This is a genomic window from Acinetobacter sp. YH01007, assembly GCF_013420425.1.
Classification (GTDB): Bacteria; Pseudomonadota; Gammaproteobacteria; order Pseudomonadales; family Moraxellaceae; genus Acinetobacter; species Acinetobacter towneri.
In genome coordinates, this window is sequence record NZ_VOYC01000003.1 from 13,367 (window position 1) to 32,571 (window position 19,205).

The following is a 19,205-nucleotide window of genomic DNA, read 5'->3' on the forward strand; positions in this document are numbered from 1 at the left end:
TTTTTAGCACGCTCAATGCTACATAAGCCAATCGAATTCAAGTACAAAAGATAAAAGCGTAAAACGATATCCACATTTTACGCTTCATCTTAATTAAAGAAAGAATCTCACATGCCCTGTAATTTTTTTACCATTTCACCTAGGCGTTGTCCTTGCGCTTCACAAAGGATTTTTTCATCCTGACTCAAAGCCTGATCGTGGCGCGGGCCGCTCACATGCGTTGCACCATACGGCGTACCGCCCGTTTTGGTATTTGATAAAGCAGGATGCGCATTATGCAATCCCATAATCATCATTCCGTGGTGAAACAATGGCGGCAACATGGTCAATAAGGTACTTTCCTGTCCACCATGCATCGAACCCGATGAGGTAAAAACGCAGGCAGGTTTATTGTGCAATGCGCCATTCAGCCACAGACTAGTGGTTTGATCCCAGAAATATTTCATTTCAGATGCCATATTGCCAAAACGTGTAGGTGAACCTAAAGCCAAACCTGCACAATTGGCCAAGTCATCCAAAGTACAATAAATATCACCTTCGGCAGGAATACTTGGCTCGGCTTGTTGCACCACGGTCGAGATATTTGGCACAGTTCTAATTTTAACGGGCATGCCACTAGCCTCTACCCCGTTGGCAATTAAATGTGCCATTTCTTTGGTAGAACCATATTTACTAAAGTACAAAACCAGAATATATGCTTGCATCATGCTAAGAAATCAGACTAAAAATGAAAACTATACGGTATTTTGCTGCTTTTTTGGTTAAGCTTAACCATGAAAACAGATAAAGATGATTAAAAAAGTTGAGACAGCCACTGTATGATCGTTGAGTATTTAAAGAAACTGCCTTTTTATGACAAACAATGGTTTCAATTTGTCTTATTTGTGCTGCGTCGCTTTGAAGCAGATCGCTGCCGTGAACAAGCAGGCTCTTTAACCTACACTACCCTGTTTGCCGTTGTACCTATGCTCACCGTATTTTTGGTGATCATCTCATCCATTAAGGCACTCGAACCTGCACGGCAACAATTACAACAACTGATTTACAGCAACTTTTTACCTAAAACCACCATCGCCTTTGATAAAGCCTTAAATGCCTTTACCGACAAATCTAGCAACTTAACCGTCATCGGGATTTTGTTTTTATTCGTGACCACGGTGATGATGCTGACCAGTATTGAAACTGTGTTTAACCGAATTTGGCGGGTTAAGGAAACCCGTGGCGGTATTATGGGTTTTATGCGTTACTGGACCATTATCTCATTAGGCCCTATTTTACTGGGCAGTGCTTTTGTCATTTCCTCAACTTTGGCATCTATGAATGTGCTGAGTAATAACTTTGCAGGTTATGAACTCAATGGCGCATTTATTTTATGGCTGATTTCATTTGCCCTAACCATTTTAGGTTTTTTTATTCTGAATTGGACCATTCCCAACCGCAGTGTACCTATTAAAGCCGCATTAATTGCGGGGGTTTTCAGTGCTGTTGTATTTGAATTTTTGAAAAACCTGTTTGGTTTTATTATGTCCAACTTCACCAGTTATGAAATTATTTATGGTGCTTTTGCTGCCGTACCTATTTTCTTACTGTGGATTTTCCTGTCTTGGAATATTGTGCTGTTAGGTGTTGAAATTAGTTATGCCTTGACCGCTTTTGAAGCCAGTCGCGAAAAAAAATGCCATCCGCTGCTCATGCTATTGGACTTACTGGAATTGTTTTACAAAAAACAAATGCGCGGAGAAAGTGTCACTGAAGCTGAAGCCTTAGATGTATTGGGACGTAATGAAATTGGGCGCTGGCCGTCTTATGTGCTGATGCTAGAACAACAAAATTTAATTAAACGTACTGAAAATGATGAATTTGTTTTGGTGCGCAATTTATCTCAGGTAGATTTTTGGAGTTTTTATTCACAGCTACCGTATTCATTGCCACGTCGTCAGGACTTGGCCAATGTCTATCCTGATGATGAATGGATGCAAAAACTTGGCCCCGTACTCAGTGAAACCGATGACTATTTGGCTGCCAAATTGTCGATTCCGCTCTCTAAGATTTTTGAAGAAAAATAATCTTGTACGCGCTCGCTAGATTTTAAATATCACCCATCTTCAAATTTAAACCCGTATTGAGCTACTAGGTTATTTGAAGATGATTTTTACAAGACAACATTGCTGATGTTGAGTCTTGCTCAAGTTCATGGAAAAGCTGCAAATACTTATTTTCTTTTTAGTACTTGGGTTTTATGTTTAAACCAACATTGAGCATTCACCATCAACACCCCCAGCATGACCAAAACAGCCCCAATCATAAAACTTTGGCTCAAGCTTTCATTCAACAACCATACACCAAACAATACGCCAAATAATGGCGTTAAAAATGAAAACACGCCTAAACTGGATGCTAAATATTGTTTCAGCAACCAAAACCAAGCGAGATAGCTAATAAACGAAATCAATACCGCATGAAAAATCAAACTGCCTATGGCTAAGGCTGTCCAATAAATTTCAGCCTGTCCCATCCACCATGCCATCGGCAGTAAAATCAAAAAACCACCCATCAATTGGTAAAACAAAGTTTGTGTTGCAGGGGCTTCCGATAAACGACTTAGACGTACCGCAACAGTTGTGGCTGCCCAAAGTATGCCTGCACTCAGCGCAAGTAAATCGCCAAAAAGCATCTGGCTGAAGTTTTGGTGGCTCTCTTGTTGCACAGTATCACGCCATAAAAAAGTCACCGCTATGCCAGCAAAAGACAACAGAATCCCGCCCCATTGCAAGCGAGATAAACGCTCTGCAGGTAGTTTCCAATGCAACGCTAAAGCCACAAAAATAGGCGCGGTATATAGTAAAACCACCACATGCGACGCAGAAGTATATTGAATCGCCTGCCCTAACATAAAAAATTCTGCGGCAAATAAAATACCCACCAATATGCCTGCAGGCAGATATTCAGTCGAAGCCCATTGTGTATTTCTTGCAAGCAATAACAAAGGCAACACCATCACAGCAGACAAGCCTGAACGCAGTGCCAATTGCATCAAGGGTGAAATATCTGCCGCAGCAACTTTTAGCACCACTTGTTGCAGACCCCAAAAAACACACAAAATTAGCATCATACTGCTGGCTTTTGCATCAAGTGCTTGGCGTGAACTCATGGCTGAACCTGATCTGAGATAAAAAATAGACTTTAAAGTAAGCAGCGGACTCAACCTAAATCTTTTGGATATTCAACATCATTGAGTACTTGAGGAGTTTTGGCATTATGCGCGACTTTGCATAAAAAAAGCGACCTAAATAGATCGCTAATTTTTAAGGATTAACTTAATCATCTGTTGCGAAAGCAATATCACTGAGTCCGGCTTCACTCGCACGTGACATCACTTGCGCCACAGTATCATAACGCGCATCTTTATCTGCTCTTAACACCACGGTTGGCTGTTGAGCTTGCTGACTAGCATCATTAAAGCGGGTTTGCAACTCATCTAAACTAATGATTTGATCATCCCACGCCACTTCACCATTGGCATTGATACTGACCTGAATTTGCTCAGGCGGTAAATCAACAATTTCTGCGCTGGTTTGCGGTAAGGTTAATGGTATAGATGGGTTGGCAACGGTCGCTGTCACCAAAAAGATGATCATCAATACCAACATAATGTCGATCAGGGGAATAAGGTTCATCTCATTCATGCCTGAATCGTTGTCTTCACCCAATTGAAAAGCCATTAAACCTGACCTCCCACTAAACTTTGTTGTGTTGCATTCACTTCAGTTCTTTGAACAGAAGAATCTTGTTGCAACATGGTGTCAATCAACAAACTATGTGCATGATCTTGCAAATTTGTAGATAAGGTACGGTTCACACGCGAACAAATGTTGTAAGCAATCACGGCAGGAATCGCCACCGCCAAACCGAAGCCCGTCATAATCAACGCTTCACCAACAGGCGTTGCCACTTGAGCCAATCCCGCCTGACCGCTTTTTCCAACCGCAACGAGTGCATGGAAAATACCCCAAACTGTACCAAATAACCCCACAAACGGTGCTAATGAGGCAATTGTACCCAGTACCGATACGCCTTTTTCTGCCGATGCTTTTTCTACCGAAATTTGACGCAATAAGGCTTGCTCAGCAACCGCTTTACGCTGCTCAAAATTTAAGGGCACCAGTTTTGCTTTAAGCTGATTTAAAGCCTGTGACAGTTGAGCATAAGCTTGTTGCTTCAATTGGCGCGTGCCTATCAAACGTAATGCGAAGATGGTCCATGTCGCAATCGACATCGCCAATAACACGAAATACAGCGTTTTGCTGACTGCATCTGCGTGTTGCCAATAGACGGAAAAGTTCATACTCGAACTCCTGTTGAAGGTTAGCCGTTAGGGTTCAATGTCAATTCAAAAGGCTGCTCAGCACGAATTGGATAAGCCACGCCATTTTCTTTGTACGGTTTGAATTTTGCACTACGCACTGCGCGTAAAATCTTTTGATCTAAAGCAGGTACACCACTAGAACGCGTAATTTGAGCATCGGTGATCACGCCTTTTTCATTGGCTTCAATCCGAACCACCACGTTACGGGTTTCTCCCTGTAAATCACGATTGGTATAAGAAGGTTTTGGAGAACGACTCCATTGCACGCCTGAGCCGCCAATCGACACTGTTTTTGGAGCAGAAGGTGCGACAGGAGCAGGTGCTGGCGCAACAGGTGCAACTGTCGGTTTCGGTGCAGGCTGTACCACTTTAGTTTCAGTCACCGTTGCTACAGGTGCAGGTTGCACCACACGTTCGACTGGTTTTTCTACGGGCTTCGCCACGGGTTTAGGGGCTTCTGCTTTTTTAACTTGCTGTACTTTTTCTACTTTTTTCGGTGGCGGTGGCAACGGTTTTTCTACCACAGGCACTTCTTTTACAGGCTGAGGCTTGGGTTTTTCAGGCTGTGGTTCAGCCTTAGGTTGCGGTGGCAACGGTTTAGGCTGTTCTTGAATTTTTACAAAGCGTACTTTTAAAGGTTCTTTTTCTATGGGCTTTAAGGTCGGAGTTTGCATTTGCCCCAATGCCCACAACACACCGACATGACCTAATGCAACAACAGCTAAAGCCGTCACAACTTTCTTTTTCATGGCATTGGGCATTTGTAGCATAGCGTTGGGAGATTGGTTCATTAAAGTCAGCGACCTTCAAAAGCAATTGCCAAACCATCACAATTCCGAACGATCAAACTGATCGGTTAGCACAATTAAAGTAACGCAATAATAAATGAGAAGTGTTTTCATTTGCAACTATTTTTTAATAACAAACGTGAATCATCCAATAAATTTGCTATTTTAAAAACAGTTTAAATAAATGTTATAACATTACAATTTTAGCATAAAAAAACATGCCATGTCGGCATGTTTTAATTCGATTTTTAGATAGCTTTTACCCTATTGAAATACAACAGTTTTGTTGCCATCTACAATAATACGGTCTTCCAAATGCCATTTAACTGCACGTGCCAGTACATTACGTTCCACATCCTGACCCAATTCACGCAGTTGATCTACCGTAAAGTCGTGGTTTACACGCTCTACATCTTGCTCAATGATCGGACCTTGATCTAGGTCTGCTGTTACATAGTGTGCAGTTGCACCAATCAGTTTTACGCCTTTTTCATAAGCTTGTTTATATGGATTTGCGCCCACGAAAGCAGGCAGGAATGAATGGTGAATATTGATCACTTTCATTTCCCACTTAGAGACAAACTCTTCATCCAAAATTTGCATATAACGCGCCAATACCAACAAATCATTGCCTTGCATCAATTCATCAATTTTAGCGTAAGCTTCACGTTTATTTTCTTTATTAACAGGCACTACTTCAAACGGAATACCAAAGTTTTCTACCGCTTCACGCAAGGTGTCATGGTTCGACACCACTTTGGTAATTTCACATGGTAAACCACCACGTGAATGACGCCATAATAGTTCGAGCAAAGCATGATCAACTTTAGACACCAAAATGCCGACTTTTTTCACATCGCTGACCAAAGCCAAACGCCATTGCATTTCATAACGCTCTGCCACGTTAGAAGCAAAGGTTTGCAATAAGCTTTCTTTACGGCTTTGCAAGTGATCCAGTTCAAACTCAACCCGCATGAAATAACGCCCGCCCTGAGCTTCTGTTGCGTATTGATCAAGCGCGGTAATGTTGGCTCCTTGATGATACAAAAAGCTCGATACAGCCTGCACAATACCTGGCTTATCTTCACAGGTAATCAGTAAACGTGCAGTATTCGCAGTCGTCATATTCATGTTGTTTTTAGTCACTACTTGGTTAAATTGAAAAACAAGCCGAGTATTCTAGCGCGTTTCTCAGACATTCTAAATAGCCATTCTCAGTCTCTTAGTCGGCTTGAGTATTTTTACTGGATGATAAACTCTCAAACAGTTCAGATGTGCCTAGTGTTTCTAGTAAACGCTCATAGGTTGCACGACTTTCACCCCGTAAATATGCCCCTTCAAGGAACAGCATTTGACGTAAAGCCTGCCAAATCCATTTTTCTTCCAAATGGTTTGAATCGGTAATGTGACCCGACATATATAAGAAGTTCGTCCAGTTGGTCAGCACAATCCAAATATTGATAATCAAGGCTTCAATTTCTGACTCAGTCATTTGCATCAGACCTGCATCCACAAAGGCCTGATAAATTTTTTGTCCCTGCTGCATGACCTGTCCTGCAAAACGTGGATACATTTTGCGGAAATCTTCATTGGTTTCGACCAAATGATAGACATCACGATGCAAAAAACGATAAGCCCACAGCTGACTACTGAGAACCTGAAAATAACGAATTTTGTCATTGGCATCTAAGCCACGATTTTCAGGCAAAGCCAGCATTTCTAAAGTTTCTTGCTGATATTGTTCCATCAGCTCTTTAATAATTTCGTTCTTATTGCGGAAGTGGTAATACAAGTTTCCTGGGCTCATGCCCAGTTCTGCCGCAATATGATTGGTTGTTACCGAACGCTCACCACGCTCGTTAAACAATTGCAAACTCAATTGCAAAATACGTTCTTTGGTTTTCAACGTTTTGGTTTGAGACATCCTAAAAACAACCATTCTTTAAAATTTGGGGGGCATGAAAACATAAAGTCACTTGACTGATTAGAGTAAATACTCTAAAAATTAACTTATATTGCTTTTATTGAATGGTAACATGCCATGAACAGTCAAACAAAAACAACTTCAATGACCCCACATTCACCCGATTTACAACGTCTGGATGATATTTTGGCATTGCAGAAATATGCCTATCAGCGTCATCCTGTCCCAAGTGCCAAAGAACGCATTGAACGCTTAGCCCGCTTAAAACGTGTGATTGTGAAATATCAGGATCAATTTGCCGAAGCCATTAACCGTGACTATGGCAACCGCGCCATTGCAGAAACCAAAATTGGTGAATTACTTACCTGCTTGGAACATATCAAATATTACAGCAAAAACCTGACCGACTGGATGAAGCCATCTAAACGTCAGGTTGGTATTATCCACCAACCTGCAAAAGCATGGGTACAGTATCAACCTTTAGGGGTAATTGGCATTATTGCACCTTGGAACTATCCGCTGCTGTTGTCTTTAGGCCCACTGATCTGTGCTTTGGCTGCAGGCAACCATGCCATGATCAAAATTTCCAGTGCTTCTGCGCATTTTGGTAAAGTACTGGAAAACGCCATGAGCGAAGCATTTCCACAGGAATTGGTGGCAGTAATTAATGGCGGCGGTATTATTTCCGATGCGTTCTGTCATTTGCCTTTTGACAAAATTATTTTCACAGGCTCTACCGAAGTCGGCAAAACTGTAATGGCTGCCGCGTCACAAAACCTTGTGCCTGTCATTTTAGAACTAGGTGGAAAATCCCCTGTTTTGGTGCATCCATCTAGCGATATGGTCGATGTAGCGCAGCGTATTGCGGTAGGTAAACTCTGGAATGCTGGACAAACCTGTGTTGCACCCGACTATATGTTCTTGCCTAAAGGCAAAACTGCCGAATTTATGGAGCATTTCGAACAATTTGTGACCGAAATGTATCCGCATATTCGTGATAACCAAGACTACACTTCTATTATTAATGACAAACAATATCGTCGCTTACAGGGCTATTTAGAAGATGCACGTGAGCGAGGTGCAAATATTATTGAAATTAATCCGCAAAGTGAAAATGTGGCTGCAACCCGTAAAATGGCACCAACGGTACTGACCAATGTCAGTCCAGACATGCAAATTATGCAAAATGAGATCTTTGGTCCAGTCCTGCCAATCTTAGAATATGAACAAATTGATGATGTAATCGAGTTTATTAATAGCCGACCGCGTCCTCTTGCTTTATACTATTTCGACTTTGATCAGGCGCGTGCCGACTATGTCGCACAGCGAACCCATTCAGGGCATTTCGGACTCAATACTGTATTGACCCACGTTGCACAAGATGACTTACCATTTGGTGGTGTTGGTGCATCGGGCATGGGGAAATATCACGGTCCAGAAGGTTTTTTCAGCTTGTCACATGAACGGTCGGTAATGTCTAATCCGAAGCTTTACAGCTTGAAGTTCATTCTCCCCCCATTTGATAAGCCGATTCATCGATTGATTTCGAAGACGCTTCTTCGTTAACTGATCAAGGCATGAGCTATCAAACACGCTCATGCTGTTTTTGAAGAAAATCGCTTGTCTTTTAAGCGTATTTTTGATATAAAACGCCCCTTGAATGAATTCATCCGTTTATTTTTGACTGGCCATACAGATTTGCTGTTGGCTAAATCAATGGAGTTACACCATGTCTAAGGTTTGCCAAGTTACCGGCAAGCGTCCAGTCGTTGGTAACAACGTCTCACACGCCAACAACAAAACTAAGCGCCGGTTCGAGCCGAACCTGCACAACCACCGTTTCTGGTTAGAAAGCGAAAAACGTTTCGTACGTCTTCGTTTAACCACTAAAGGTATGCGTATTATCGACAAATTGGGCATTGAAAAGGTTGTTGCTGACCTTCGTGCTCAAGGTCAAAAGATCTAAGTAAGGAGTCAGGACAATGCGTGATAAGATTCGCTTAGTTTCTACAGCTGGTACAGGTTATTTCTATACCACTACTAAAAACAAACGTACTATGCCGGAAAAAATGGAAATCAAAAAATTTGATCCAAAAATCCGTCAACACGTAGTTTTCAAAGAAGCTAAAATCAAATAATTTTAGCTTTTTTAAAAAACGACCTTATTCAGGTCGTTTTTTTTTGCACTTTTTTTGCCTAACTTGTTAAAATTTCCTCGTTTTCTTTTTTGGCACTATTTGTGCTTGTCTTATTTCAGTCTTTTGACCGCACCTTCACCATGGCTTAGGAGTTTCTCGTGCCTCATGATGTAGAACTCATCATCTTACTTGCCGTTGGTTTTAGCTTGGCACTGGTATTTGGCTATATCGCTGCGCGCTTACGCCTTCCACCGCTTATGGGCTATCTGATTGCAGGTGTCATCATTAGTCCCAACACACCGGGCATTGTGGCAGATATTCATCTTGCCAACCAATTGGCAGAACTTGGGGTCATGTTCCTCATGTTCGGTGTTGGCATGCATTTCTCGCTAAATGATTTAATGCAGGTACGACGCATTGCTTTGCCTGGTGCAGTATTGCAGATCGCCGTGGCGACCCTGCTCGGTGTAGGCGTGTCGATGATGTGGGGTTGGAGTTTTGGTTCTGCCTTAATTTTTGGCTTGAGTCTGTCTTGTGCCAGTACCGTTGTGCTCTTAAAAGCATTGGGTGATCGTGGCCTGCTCGACTCCGTGAACGGTAAAATTGCCGTAGGCTGGTTGTTAGTTGAAGACTTAGTGATGGTCTTAGCATTGGTGCTTTTGCCTGCCACAGCTGTATTACTGGGTGGACAAGCTATCGACAATGCCAGTGATGAAAATATTTGGCTAACACTCGGACTGACTTTATTAAAAGTTTCAGGCTTTATTGCCTTTATGCTGATTGTTGGCAAACGCCTTGTGCCCTTCATTATGCAAATTGTGGCTCGCTTAGGCTCGCGGGAACTGTTTACCCTGACTGTGGTCGCTGCTGCGGTATCAATTGCCTTTGGTGCTTATAAAATCTTTGGCGTGTCGATGGCACTTGGGGCGTTCTTTGCGGGGATGGTGGTCAAAGAATCTGATTTCAGTCATCGCGCCGAAGAAGAAACTTTACCCTTACGTGAAGTTTTCTCCATTCTATTTTTCGTTGCTGTGGGCATGCTGTTTGACCCGCGTATTCTGATAGAAGAACCACTGCACGTTTTAGCGGTCGTCGGCATTATCATGGTGGGTAAAACCATTGCAGCCATGGCATTGGTCTTGTTCTTCCGCTATCCACTCAATACAGCCTTGACCGTAGGCGCGAGCTTGGCACAAATTGGTGAGTTTTCCTTTATTTTGGCAACGCTAGGTGTATCTTTACAACTGCTGTCACTAGAAGGACAAAACCTGATTTTAGCAGGCGCACTCATTTCAATTACCCTCAATTCCTTTGTTTTTTCTGCGATTGAGCCTGTGCAAAACTGGATTCGGGAACGCTCTTATTTGGCGCGTTTGCTTGAACGCAGCAATGACCCTTTAGCCATGCTGCCCGATGAAGTTTCTCAAGATTATTTACGTGATCAGGTGGTGATTGTTGGACATGGTGAAGTCGGACGCCGCATTACTCAAAATTTAATGGCTGAAAATATTAAGGTCGTGATTGCAGAAGAAAACCGTGAAATTGTCGAAGACCTACGTGAAAAAGGTATTGCTGCGGTCAGCGGGGTTGCCACTGAAGCAGGTGTACTGATTCAGGCACATATTCAACATGCACGACTGCTCGTTCTCTCGCCTATGGACATTTTGGATATTCATAAAATTGTGGATATTGCCAAAACCCTAAACCCTGAAATTCAGGTTTTGGTGTGTGCAGAAAGCAAAGCCGAAGCGGAAGTAATTCGTAAAGACAACATTGGTGAAGTGTATTTTGCCAAAGAAGAAATGGCGAAAAATATGAGCAATTATATTTTAAATCAAATTGAAATTGCCCATCATCAGCCACCAACGCATTGAGCATCATTCATCTAAAACCCATAGCCAAAATCACAAAAAGCGCACCGTTTAAGCTGCGCTTTTTTGTTGATGTATAGATTGGCTTTCACTGTGTTGATGAAAAACTATCTAATACTGTCCATGATTTTAACCAAAGCAGATAGACAATCTATTCATTAAAGATATCTCATCACCGAAAGACCTTTTGGGATTAACTCATAAATTGCGGCTGTTCATCCACAATTTCGGCATGCCATTCATTGACCTGCTTTTCCAACAAGCCAAATAATGCCGCCTGAATCATGTGCTGTGCCACAACAGCCGTCTGATCGCCCAATATGGCTTTGACTTCGTCATTGAACTGGATTTTGACCAACGGCTCTTTTTCAGAGCCTGCATTACGCAATGCCAACTCGCCACCTTCAAGCTGAACCAGCTCTAAAATCGCTTCCTGATTACCAAATAATTCTTTCAATTGCTCTATAGACATATATCCTCCATGCTCGACATGGCGGCAAAGGCGCTTGCACTTTGCATCGTTCAGAATATTTATATCGGGCTGATCAGATTTTTTTCAAGGGCGTTTGGTCGGCTTAAAATTCCACCATTTCATTACGAAAACCATCAATCAACTGGGTTAAGTCACGATGCCATTCGCGCAAAATTTTCGTATCTGGTAGCCATGCTTGCGGAGATTGCGTGACTTTAATAATCAAATTGGATGACGTTTCCTGTTCAGGTTCTGGTGCACTTGGCTCGGGCGTGTACTGACATAAACGATAAGCGCGCTTTAACTCTGCAATAAAACCCGATTTGCTCAGTTGCTCCAAAATTGCCACTTCAGGGGAAATCTGCCCTTTGGCTGCCATCAATTCTTCAATTGATTTAAGGGTTGGATTACTGTCATTTAAACGATAATAGCGTACCAATTCCTGCAAAAAAGCCAGCACCGCGCCATTTAAATGAAACACCGCAGCTTCACGATGTGCCTGCGCTTGCTGAACATGCTCGGTTTGCTCGGCCTGCTGACATGAAAGACGGGCGAAATATAATTTCTGATTGGTACGATCTGCATGAAAACGAGCAACACGGGACATGAGCATTTCCTCAATTTAGCGTTCTAAGAAGCTTAGATTAAACCGATTTTCCTGCAACACCCAATAAAAAATACACTATTTTTACTGCGATAAAATCGCGCACCAATGCAGTGCCAATCTCGTATTTTTACTAAAAATCACGCATAAAAAAGGAGCATTTTTTGCTCCCTTTGAACTATTTTGATGCAGGTTTATCTTCTGCTGCTTTGACACGTATTCCATGACCATGCAGACGCAAAGTATTCAGCGCTTTAATGGCTTTTACTGCCTCACGTGCATGTGGCATTTCTACAAATGCAAAACCTTTAGATTTTCCTGTTGCAGCATCCAACACCAAATTACAAGATTCTACAGTGCCATATTCCTGAAAAAGCTTTAACAATTCTTCTTCAGTCACTGTACGCTCTAAACTACGAACTAAAATTTTCATCTTACAACCTTAAAATAGGCAAAAAATATCAAAAAGCACTCGCCTACTCTACTTTTTGCAGGAAACCATGTGGCATAGTTTAATCGAGATCTATACCAAAATCTAAATTAATCGCTTGGCGTTCCACCAAGGCACTTTTCACAGTTTGCTGACGGGTACGGTGATGAGTTTCCATCGCACACAACTGCCGTGTCAGATCACTCAAAAAATAACTGTCCAGTTTGCGCCCTTGTTCATCTACCGTATCACGCGCCCATAAATTAAAATTTTGCTTGGTTAAAATCAGTTCATTTTGGGCACGGGTCAAAGCCACGTACAGCACTCGACGTTCTTCTTCAATATCATCAAAACTGCCCTGCGCCCGTGCATGCGGGTACTGCCCTGCAGTCACATTCGCCACATAACAGACTTTTTGTTCTGTGCCCTTGGCAGAGTGAATGGTGATTAAAGTGACCACATCGGTATCAGACTGGCGTTCAATTTCAGAAATAGACACAGGATCGAGCACATATTCTTCTAAAAACTCACTTAACTGCGCATGCTTACCCGCCAGTTGTTGCACCAACTGAAAATCACCCTGACGACGATTCCAGTCTTTTTTATAGTTCTCTGCCAATTGTTCCTGAATAGCTTCAATGCCTAAACCGACGCAAGCTGCAACTTCATGTCGTAAGACATCCATTTGCTTCATGATCAATAAAGTTTTTTCTGGCAAGCGTCCAAATTTTTCCAGCTTTTCAATCACCTGATCCATTGTCGGTTCAAGCAACAATTGCTGTGCCAACTTACTCGCACCGACATCGCCCACGCCATTCCATAAAGTGAGAAAACGCATCCACGCAATATCATCTAAAGGATTGGCAATAACGCGCAATAAACTAAGCAAGTCTTTTACATGCGCAGTTTCCAAGAGCTTCATGCCGCCAATAAAACGATACGGCACACTTGCCGCAATACAGGCAGCTTCAATATGTCGCGCTGCAAAACTTGAACGCACCAAGACCATGTGATCTGACCACGGCGCGCCTTGCAAGAAATGTCGCTCTTTAATATCAATCGCAATCCATTTGGCTTCATCAAATTCATTCGGGAAAATATGCATTTTGGGTTTGATGCCATCACCACGATGCGCCTGCAACCGTTTGTTATAGCGAATCTCACTTTGATCTAACAACCAATTGGACAGGTCTAAAATTTCCTGCGTAGAACGGTAATTTTGCTCTAATTTGAAAATTTGAGCATTGGGTACGCGCTCTGTGAAATGATGAATATTTTCAAAATCTGCACCACGGAAACCATAAATCGATTGTGCATCATCGCCCACACAAAACAAACTGACCCGATCTTTTAAAGGCTCAAGCAAAGCCCATTGCAAAGGATTGGTGTCCTGCATTTCATCGACCAGAAGATGCTGACAAATTGACGCGACATAATCGACCAGACCTTCCGACTGCGCCAATGCCGATGCCACCACAGCCAAAATATCGTCATAATCGAGAAAGCCACGTGCACGTTTACGGCTTTCGTATTCCTGCATAATTTCAGCAATTTGATCTTTTAATGCCAAATATTCAGGCTGTTGCTTTTCTAAAGCCACACTCAGTTTTTGACGGGTATTCCGCGCAAAAGAATACAAATCACATAATTCTTGAGGCTTAGGCAACTGACTTGGATTTTTCTTATCATCTTTTCCGCGAATGAGGCGAAACATCATCAACTGATCATCACGATCAATAATAGAAAATTGTTCCAAGCCAAAAGCTTTAGGAATACGTCGTAACAAGTACATACAAAAAGTATGAAAGGTCGAAGCACGTAAGCCTTTGGCTTGCTCGCCCAGTGCCAACTCCACCCGTGCGACAATTTCACTCGCCGCACGGCGGGTAAAGGTCAAAATTTGAATTTGATTGGCTGGAATACCTTGATCAATCAAGTACGCTGCACGTGCCACAATGGTTTTGGTTTTGCCACAGCCTGCGCCAGCCAAGACCAGACTATGTTGATATGCTGTCGTGGCTGCTTGTTTTTGCTGGGGATTCAATTCATCAATTAGGCTGGCTAAACTCATAGTGACTCATCGTACTGGGTGGATGAATAGTTTAACAGATCGGTTTAGGAATAAACCCATGAATATAAATGGCTCGGTTCATGCCTAAACACATACTTTTACACAAGCTCTATTGTAGAGATGTGGATAAGTACATGCTTATCCACATTATTTCCAGCCCAATTCTATGGCAGTGATTTCGTTAATACGTGTCTGTTGTAACGATTCAGGCATTTTACTTTTGCTTTGCGAAAGTGGCACATAACCCGCCATCAGTTCAGCCTGTCGTTGTGGATACAATGGTTGCTGATTTGGGTCTGCATAACCAATCGGATAAATCGGCTGACCTGTGCTCAAATCGTATTTATCTGTGGCACCAAAGGTATGCAGTAATTCATGCACCATCACCATCGTATTACGCTGACTGTGCGCAGCAGAAGCAAATAAATTCACCGAGCCAATTTTGCCTTTTTGCAAAGCGGTGGAATGCTTCAAAATTTGAGTTTGACTCGGATCATAATAATTCAGGTACAGCGTCACTGTTGCTGTACCATCACTGCTTTGTCGTTGCTGCCAAGCGTAAAAGCGGAACTTTAAACTCCAAAGTACAGTGCTAAGCAGCGATGCCTGCTCAGGCACTTTCGGTGGCAACTGCTTTAATTCTCGCCCCTGCTTGAAATAGAGCGCAAGCGGTTGCCCACGATACTGCAAAGAAGCTTGTTTTAGATAGTCTTGAGCAGAATTTAAATTATTGATATTTAATGTATTGATATAGTTTTGGGTGTTTGATCGTCCATCGGCATTGATTGGGTGTAACAATACGATGATGGGCTTATTCCAGTCTTGGCTCTGATCACGCCAAGCATTGACTGCAACGACCAGCAAAACCAGCAATAAGCATAAAATTCGGATTTTTTTCCACATGAATTAGGACAACATTAAGACATCAGCTTGCCGACTTTAACACGATTGTGATCACTGGAAAATTCCAACCAACCACTGTGTATTGAAAGTATAGCTGACTGTGTATTTTCAAATCCCTGATTTTGAATATTAAAGTAGGGATCATTTTGTTCGATATGTTGAATAATCTCGGAAATTTTTGCCCAACCTGCCTGATCTGCAAGTTGCTGAATGGTTTTTTGGACAAGTTTGACAAACGTACTAAAACTACGCTTTCTCAAATACATCTGACTGCCCTGTAATTTGGTTTCAAATAAACCCAAGGCTTTAATTAAACCAGAGAGTTTATCGTAACCATAGTTTCGGGTGTCAAAGTCGGGCTTGACCGAGCTGATATACGTACCAATTGCCCCTAAATAAGCCCAACCACTATCATCGGCATTTTCTTTGACCGCTTTATAAATCAGGTTCAAGGTGTATTTATCTATGCTGAGTGCAACATCGGTAACTTTATTATTTTTCCCTTTCTGATCAGATTCTTCTGCTACCGCAGCTTTTTCAGCTTCGGACACCAAGTTTTCTACATAAATAAATTTATCGCAGGCTTTACGAAAAGCTTCAGGCGTATTACTACGCCCAAAACCATAAACGATTAAACCACTTTCACGAATGCGAGAGGCTAAAGGCGTGAAATCACTGTCGCTAGATACAATACAAAAACCATCTAAAGCACCGCTATACAACAAATCCATGGCATCGATAATTAAAATCATATCGGTGGCATCTTTGCTTTTGGTATAAGCAAATTGCTGTACAGGCGTAATGGCGTGCGGTAAAAGTACATCACGCCAATTTTTTAGACTTTCGCTGCTCCAGTCACCATACACGCGCTTTACACTGGCGATGCCATACTTCGCCACTTCTTCCAATACAGACTCAATCGAGTTGACCGATGAGTTATCTGCATCGATTAAAATGGCGAATTTTTTTGGCTTCAACTCCATAATAGATCGTGTTAAGCCTCAACCCACTTACCATCTTGGTAAACCAATGACCATTTGGTTTGTTTGCCTTCAGGCGTTTCCGAACCAATATATTGCGCTTGATTCTTACGGCTGAATTTCACCAAGGTTGGATTACCTTCTGGGTCTGCATCAGGTGCTTGCAAAATAAACTGATATTTCGGATCAAGCTGTTCTGCAACTGTGCGTAATTCCGCGACTTTCGGCGCACGGGTTTCACGTACTTTCGGGAACTTACTGGCTGCCAAGAACAAGCCTGCTGCACCATCACGCAACACAAAGAAATCATCGTGTTTGGTTGAACGTAAATGTTCCATTTTAATTGGATCAACACGCGGTGGCGCAGGCTGACCATTCTTGAGTACTTTACGTGTGTTTTCACAGCTTGTGCAGGCAAAATAAGGGCCAAAACGACCTGTTTTCAACTGCATTTCGCCATCGCACTTGTCACACGGAATGGTTGGGCCATCATAGCCTTTAATTTTGAACTCGCCTTCTTCTAGCTCAAAACCTGCACAGTCTGGGTTATTCCCACAAATATGCAGTTTACGACCACCATCAATCACGTAACTATCCATAGCCGTTTCGCAAATTGGGCAGCGTTTTTTAGACATCAAATCTGCAGTTTCAGCGGCATCATCATCCGACAATGCGGCAAGCGACTCGACAGGAGTTAGGTTCAGAGTTCCCTTGCAACGTTCTTTTGGTGGCAAGTTATAGCCTGAACATCCCAAGAATACCCCTGTTGTACCTGTACGAATCTGCATTGGACGTGAACATTCTTTACAATGTACTGCATCAACCTCTACAGGTAGATTACGGCGCATGCCTTGTTCGCCCTGTGCATTGGTCAAACGCTGTTTGAAGTCACCGTAAAAACTGTTGAGCAAGTCTTTCCAGTTACGTTCACCATCTGCAACTTTATCCAGCTGACCTTCCAAGTCTGCTGTAAAGTCATAGTTCATCAGGTTATTAAAACTTTCATCCAAACGGTCTGTAACAATCTCACCCATTTTTTCAGCAAACAGACGACGGTTTTCCAGTTTGACATAACCACGGTCTTGAATGGTTGAAATAATCGCAGCATAGGTCGATGGACGTCCAATACCTTTTTTCTCAAGCTCTTTCACCAAAGAGGCTTCGGTAAAACGCGCAGGCGGTTTGGTAAAGTGTTGTGATGGATCAAGCTTCTCTAATTTAAGAATTTCACCAACTTTGACCGCAGGCAGTAACACATCATCATCCGATTTGTTTTGCCCACGCACTTTGGTAAAGCCATCAAAAACTAGCGTACGACCTTTGGCTTTTAACTCGACACCATTGGCATCAACCAAAATGGTCGATGATAAATATTCGGCTGGTGTCATTTGGCAAGCGACGAACTGACGCCAAATCAGATCATATAAACGCTGTGCATCGCGCTCTACACCCACCAAACTGTCGCCTTTAAGCGCAACATTAGATGGACGAATCGCTTCGTGCGCTTCTTGTGCGCCTGCTTTATTGCCATAACGATTTGGTTTAGCAGGCAGATATTTTTGACCAAACTCCGCTTCAATATGCGTACGCACCATATTGACCGCGTCATCACTCAGGAAGGTCGAGTCTGTACGCATATAGGTGATAAAACCTGCCTCATACAAACGCTGTGCTAGCATCATGGTTTTCTTGACTGAAAAACCAAGACGGGTACTCGCAGCCTGTTGCAGCGTTGACGTGATATACGGCGCACTTGGGTTGACTTTGGTCGGCTTATCTTCACGTGCAGATACGGTGTATTGCGCATCTTTAATCAAGTTCAGTAAAGCATCGGTTTCAGCTTTGTTGCGTAACTTGAGGGTTTTACCCGCTTGCTTAACCGCTTCTAGACGAATGTCATCTTTTTCAGATTTAGTATCTGCAAAGACTTGCCAATATTCTTCGGGTACAAAGGCGCGAATTTCACGCTCGCGCTCCACAACCAGCTTCACCGCAACTGACTGCACTCGTCCTGCCGATAAACCACGGGCAATTTTTTCCCAGAGCAGTGGCGAAATCATAAAACCCACCACGCGATCTAAGAAACGACGTGCCTGTTGGGCATTGACTTTGTTGGTATCTAAACGCGCAGGATGCTTAAAGGCTTCTTGAATCGCATTTTTGGTAATTTCGTTAAACACGACACGTTGATAACGTGAGTCATCTCCACCAATGACTTCTTTTAAGTGCCACGCAATCGCTTCCCCTTCACGGTCCAAGTCCGTTGCGAGATAGACTTCATCGACCTGCGATGCCAGTTTTTTTAATTCAGCGACTACATTTTCTTTGCCTGGCAGCACTTCATAGTGTGCTTTCCAGTCATGTTCAGGATCAACCCCCATACGGTTGACTAATGCTTGTTGAGCTTTTTCAGCTTTCTGAGCCTCGGTCAGTTTGGTTCGGGTGGTGGTTTTCTTTTCTGTGGTTTTTGCGCCACCACTGGTTGGCAAATCACGCACGTGACCGACCGAAGACTTCACAATGTAGTCCGAACCAAGATATTTATTGATTGTTTTCGCTTTTGCAGGCGACTCCACAATCACTAAGGCACGTTTGTGACCAGCTTCAAATTTGGCTGCAGTGCTTTTGGATGTGGACCGAGGAGCGTTCGCCATAAGT

At 42.7% G+C, this 19,205-nt stretch carries 19 protein-coding genes; 5 read left to right on the forward strand and 14 right to left on the reverse strand.

What is annotated here, in order from left to right; all coding sequences use genetic code 11:
• Window positions 1-107: 107 nt before the first annotated feature.
• Entirely contained in the window at window positions 108-704 is a 597-nt protein-coding gene (gene wrbA, locus FTT74_RS01430; protein ID WP_026438329.1) for an NAD(P)H:quinone oxidoreductase, read from the reverse strand.
• 114 nt (window positions 705-818) lie between these two features.
• On the opposite strand from wrbA, the gene FTT74_RS01435 reads away from it, so the two are divergent.
• A complete protein-coding gene (locus FTT74_RS01435; RefSeq protein WP_131261034.1) occupies window positions 819-2,066 on the forward strand; it encodes a YihY family inner membrane protein in 1,248 nt (415 codons plus the stop codon).
• 146 nt (window positions 2,067-2,212) lie between these two features.
• Here FTT74_RS01435 and FTT74_RS01440 read toward each other — a convergent pair whose 3' ends face one another.
• From FTT74_RS01440 to FTT74_RS01465, 6 genes are all read right to left on the reverse strand, one after another.
• The gene (locus FTT74_RS01440; protein ID WP_131261036.1) at window positions 2,213-3,151 is read right to left on the reverse strand and encodes a DMT family transporter; all 939 of its coding nucleotides are present in this window, start codon (window positions 3,149-3,151) and stop codon (window positions 2,213-2,215) included.
• Window positions 3,152-3,317: 166 nt separating this feature from the next.
• A complete protein-coding gene (locus tag FTT74_RS01445) occupies window positions 3,318-3,722 on the reverse strand; it encodes a biopolymer transporter ExbD (RefSeq protein ID WP_004976158.1) in 405 nt (134 codons plus the stop codon).
• On the reverse strand, window positions 3,722-4,345 hold the full coding sequence (locus FTT74_RS01450) for a MotA/TolQ/ExbB proton channel family protein (RefSeq protein WP_096901723.1): 624 nt from the start codon (window positions 4,343-4,345) through the stop codon (window positions 3,722-3,724). The genes FTT74_RS01445 and FTT74_RS01450 overlap by 1 nt, the downstream gene beginning before the upstream one ends.
• A 20-nt stretch (window positions 4,346-4,365) precedes the next feature.
• Window positions 4,366-5,157 (reverse strand): energy transducer TonB, encoded by a 792-nt coding sequence (locus FTT74_RS01455; protein ID WP_104853035.1) that lies wholly within the window; start codon window positions 5,155-5,157, stop codon window positions 4,366-4,368.
• A gap of 261 nt (window positions 5,158-5,418) precedes the next feature.
• Window positions 5,419-6,285 carry a formyltetrahydrofolate deformylase gene (gene purU / locus FTT74_RS01460; protein WP_004976151.1) on the reverse strand — a complete coding sequence of 289 codons (867 nt, stop codon included), beginning with the start codon at window positions 6,283-6,285 and terminating at the stop codon, window positions 5,419-5,421.
• A gap of 91 nt (window positions 6,286-6,376) precedes the next feature.
• On the reverse strand, window positions 6,377-7,078 hold the full coding sequence (locus tag FTT74_RS01465; protein WP_004976150.1) for a TetR/AcrR family transcriptional regulator: 702 nt from the start codon (window positions 7,076-7,078) through the stop codon (window positions 6,377-6,379).
• A gap of 117 nt (window positions 7,079-7,195) precedes the next feature.
• On the opposite strand from FTT74_RS01465, the gene FTT74_RS01470 reads away from it, so the two are divergent.
• The 4 genes from FTT74_RS01470 (at window position 7,196) to FTT74_RS01485 (ending at window position 11,090) form a co-directional block, all read left to right on the forward strand.
• Window positions 7,196-8,644 carry a coniferyl aldehyde dehydrogenase gene (locus tag FTT74_RS01470; RefSeq protein ID WP_004976148.1) on the forward strand — a complete coding sequence of 483 codons (1,449 nt, stop codon included), beginning with the start codon at window positions 7,196-7,198 and terminating at the stop codon, window positions 8,642-8,644.
• 163 nt (window positions 8,645-8,807) lie between these two features.
• Window positions 8,808-9,044: a 50S ribosomal protein L28 gene (gene rpmB, locus FTT74_RS01475; protein ID WP_004976147.1), complete on the forward strand. Its 237-nt coding sequence runs from the start codon at window positions 8,808-8,810 to the stop codon at window positions 9,042-9,044.
• Window positions 9,045-9,060: 16 nt separating this feature from the next.
• Window positions 9,061-9,216: a 50S ribosomal protein L33 gene (gene rpmG, locus FTT74_RS01480; protein WP_004976146.1), complete on the forward strand. Its 156-nt coding sequence runs from the start codon at window positions 9,061-9,063 to the stop codon at window positions 9,214-9,216.
• A gap of 158 nt (window positions 9,217-9,374) precedes the next feature.
• Window positions 9,375-11,090 carry a cation:proton antiporter gene (locus tag FTT74_RS01485; RefSeq protein WP_179988457.1) on the forward strand — a complete coding sequence of 572 codons (1,716 nt, stop codon included), beginning with the start codon at window positions 9,375-9,377 and terminating at the stop codon, window positions 11,088-11,090.
• Window positions 11,091-11,280: 190 nt separating this feature from the next.
• Here the strand turns inward: FTT74_RS01485 and FTT74_RS01490 are convergent, their stop codons facing one another.
• The 7 genes from FTT74_RS01490 to topA all read right to left on the reverse strand — a co-directional run bounded on the left by FTT74_RS01490 (window position 11,281) and on the right by topA (window position 19,201).
• Window positions 11,281-11,559, reverse strand: coding sequence for a hypothetical protein (locus tag FTT74_RS01490; RefSeq protein ID WP_131261040.1), 279 nt, complete (start codon window positions 11,557-11,559; stop codon window positions 11,281-11,283).
• Between the two features lie 103 nt (window positions 11,560-11,662).
• The gene (locus tag FTT74_RS01495) at window positions 11,663-12,166 is read right to left on the reverse strand and encodes a DUF6586 family protein (RefSeq protein WP_179988458.1); all 504 of its coding nucleotides are present in this window, start codon (window positions 12,164-12,166) and stop codon (window positions 11,663-11,665) included.
• A 175-nt stretch (window positions 12,167-12,341) separates the two neighbouring features.
• Window positions 12,342-12,596: an RNA-binding protein gene (locus FTT74_RS01500; RefSeq protein ID WP_004976139.1), complete on the reverse strand. Its 255-nt coding sequence runs from the start codon at window positions 12,594-12,596 to the stop codon at window positions 12,342-12,344.
• 79 nt (window positions 12,597-12,675) lie between these two features.
• Complete coding sequence (locus FTT74_RS01505; protein WP_179988459.1) at window positions 12,676-14,664, reverse strand: ATP-dependent helicase; 1,989 nt, start codon at window positions 14,662-14,664, stop codon at window positions 12,676-12,678.
• A 147-nt stretch (window positions 14,665-14,811) separates the two neighbouring features.
• Window positions 14,812-15,567, reverse strand: a complete 756-nt coding sequence (locus FTT74_RS01510) for a hypothetical protein (protein ID WP_179988460.1) — start codon at window positions 15,565-15,567, stop codon at window positions 14,812-14,814.
• Window positions 15,568-15,581: 14 nt separating this feature from the next.
• On the reverse strand, window positions 15,582-16,550 hold the full coding sequence (locus FTT74_RS01515) for an NYN domain-containing protein (RefSeq protein WP_154321061.1): 969 nt from the start codon (window positions 16,548-16,550) through the stop codon (window positions 15,582-15,584).
• Window positions 16,551-16,561: 11 nt separating this feature from the next.
• Window positions 16,562-19,201, reverse strand: coding sequence for a type I DNA topoisomerase (gene topA, locus FTT74_RS01520; RefSeq protein WP_179988461.1), 2,640 nt, complete (start codon window positions 19,199-19,201; stop codon window positions 16,562-16,564).
• Window positions 19,202-19,205: the final 4 nt, after the last annotated feature.

What these genes read in the sequence shown, in the direction of transcription:
- FTT74_RS01465 (WP_004976150.1), bottom strand. Translation starts at nt 7,078, where the DNA reads ATGTCTCAAACCAAAACGTTGAAAACCAAAGAACGTATTTTGCAATTG.
- FTT74_RS01495 (WP_179988458.1), bottom strand. Translation starts at nt 12,166, where the DNA reads ATGTCCCGTGTTGCTCGTTTTCATGCAGATCGTACCAATCAGAAATTA.
- rpmB (WP_004976147.1), top strand. Translation starts at nt 8,808, where the DNA reads ATGTCTAAGGTTTGCCAAGTTACCGGCAAGCGTCCAGTCGTTGGTAAC.
- topA (WP_179988461.1), bottom strand. Translation starts at nt 19,201, where the DNA reads ATGGCGAACGCTCCTCGGTCCACATCCAAAAGCACTGCAGCCAAATTT.
- FTT74_RS01515 (WP_154321061.1), bottom strand. Translation starts at nt 16,550, where the DNA reads ATGGAGTTGAAGCCAAAAAAATTCGCCATTTTAATCGATGCAGATAAC.
- FTT74_RS01490 (WP_131261040.1), bottom strand. Translation starts at nt 11,559, where the DNA reads ATGTCTATAGAGCAATTGAAAGAATTATTTGGTAATCAGGAAGCGATT.
- FTT74_RS01445 (WP_004976158.1), bottom strand. Translation starts at nt 3,722, where the DNA reads ATGGCTTTTCAATTGGGTGAAGACAACGATTCAGGCATGAATGAGATG.
- rpmG (WP_004976146.1), top strand. Translation starts at nt 9,061, where the DNA reads ATGCGTGATAAGATTCGCTTAGTTTCTACAGCTGGTACAGGTTATTTC.
- FTT74_RS01500 (WP_004976139.1), bottom strand. Translation starts at nt 12,596, where the DNA reads ATGAAAATTTTAGTTCGTAGTTTAGAGCGTACAGTGACTGAAGAAGAA.
- FTT74_RS01510 (WP_179988460.1), bottom strand. Translation starts at nt 15,567, where the DNA reads ATGTGGAAAAAAATCCGAATTTTATGCTTATTGCTGGTTTTGCTGGTC.
- FTT74_RS01470 (WP_004976148.1), top strand. Translation starts at nt 7,196, where the DNA reads ATGAACAGTCAAACAAAAACAACTTCAATGACCCCACATTCACCCGAT.
- FTT74_RS01435 (WP_131261034.1), top strand. Translation starts at nt 819, where the DNA reads ATGATCGTTGAGTATTTAAAGAAACTGCCTTTTTATGACAAACAATGG.
- purU (WP_004976151.1), bottom strand. Translation starts at nt 6,285, where the DNA reads ATGAATATGACGACTGCGAATACTGCACGTTTACTGATTACCTGTGAA.
- FTT74_RS01455 (WP_104853035.1), bottom strand. Translation starts at nt 5,157, where the DNA reads ATGAACCAATCTCCCAACGCTATGCTACAAATGCCCAATGCCATGAAA.
- FTT74_RS01440 (WP_131261036.1), bottom strand. Translation starts at nt 3,151, where the DNA reads ATGAGTTCACGCCAAGCACTTGATGCAAAAGCCAGCAGTATGATGCTA.
- wrbA (WP_026438329.1), bottom strand. Translation starts at nt 704, where the DNA reads ATGCAAGCATATATTCTGGTTTTGTACTTTAGTAAATATGGTTCTACC.
- FTT74_RS01450 (WP_096901723.1), bottom strand. Translation starts at nt 4,345, where the DNA reads ATGAACTTTTCCGTCTATTGGCAACACGCAGATGCAGTCAGCAAAACG.
- FTT74_RS01505 (WP_179988459.1), bottom strand. Translation starts at nt 14,664, where the DNA reads ATGAGTTTAGCCAGCCTAATTGATGAATTGAATCCCCAGCAAAAACAA.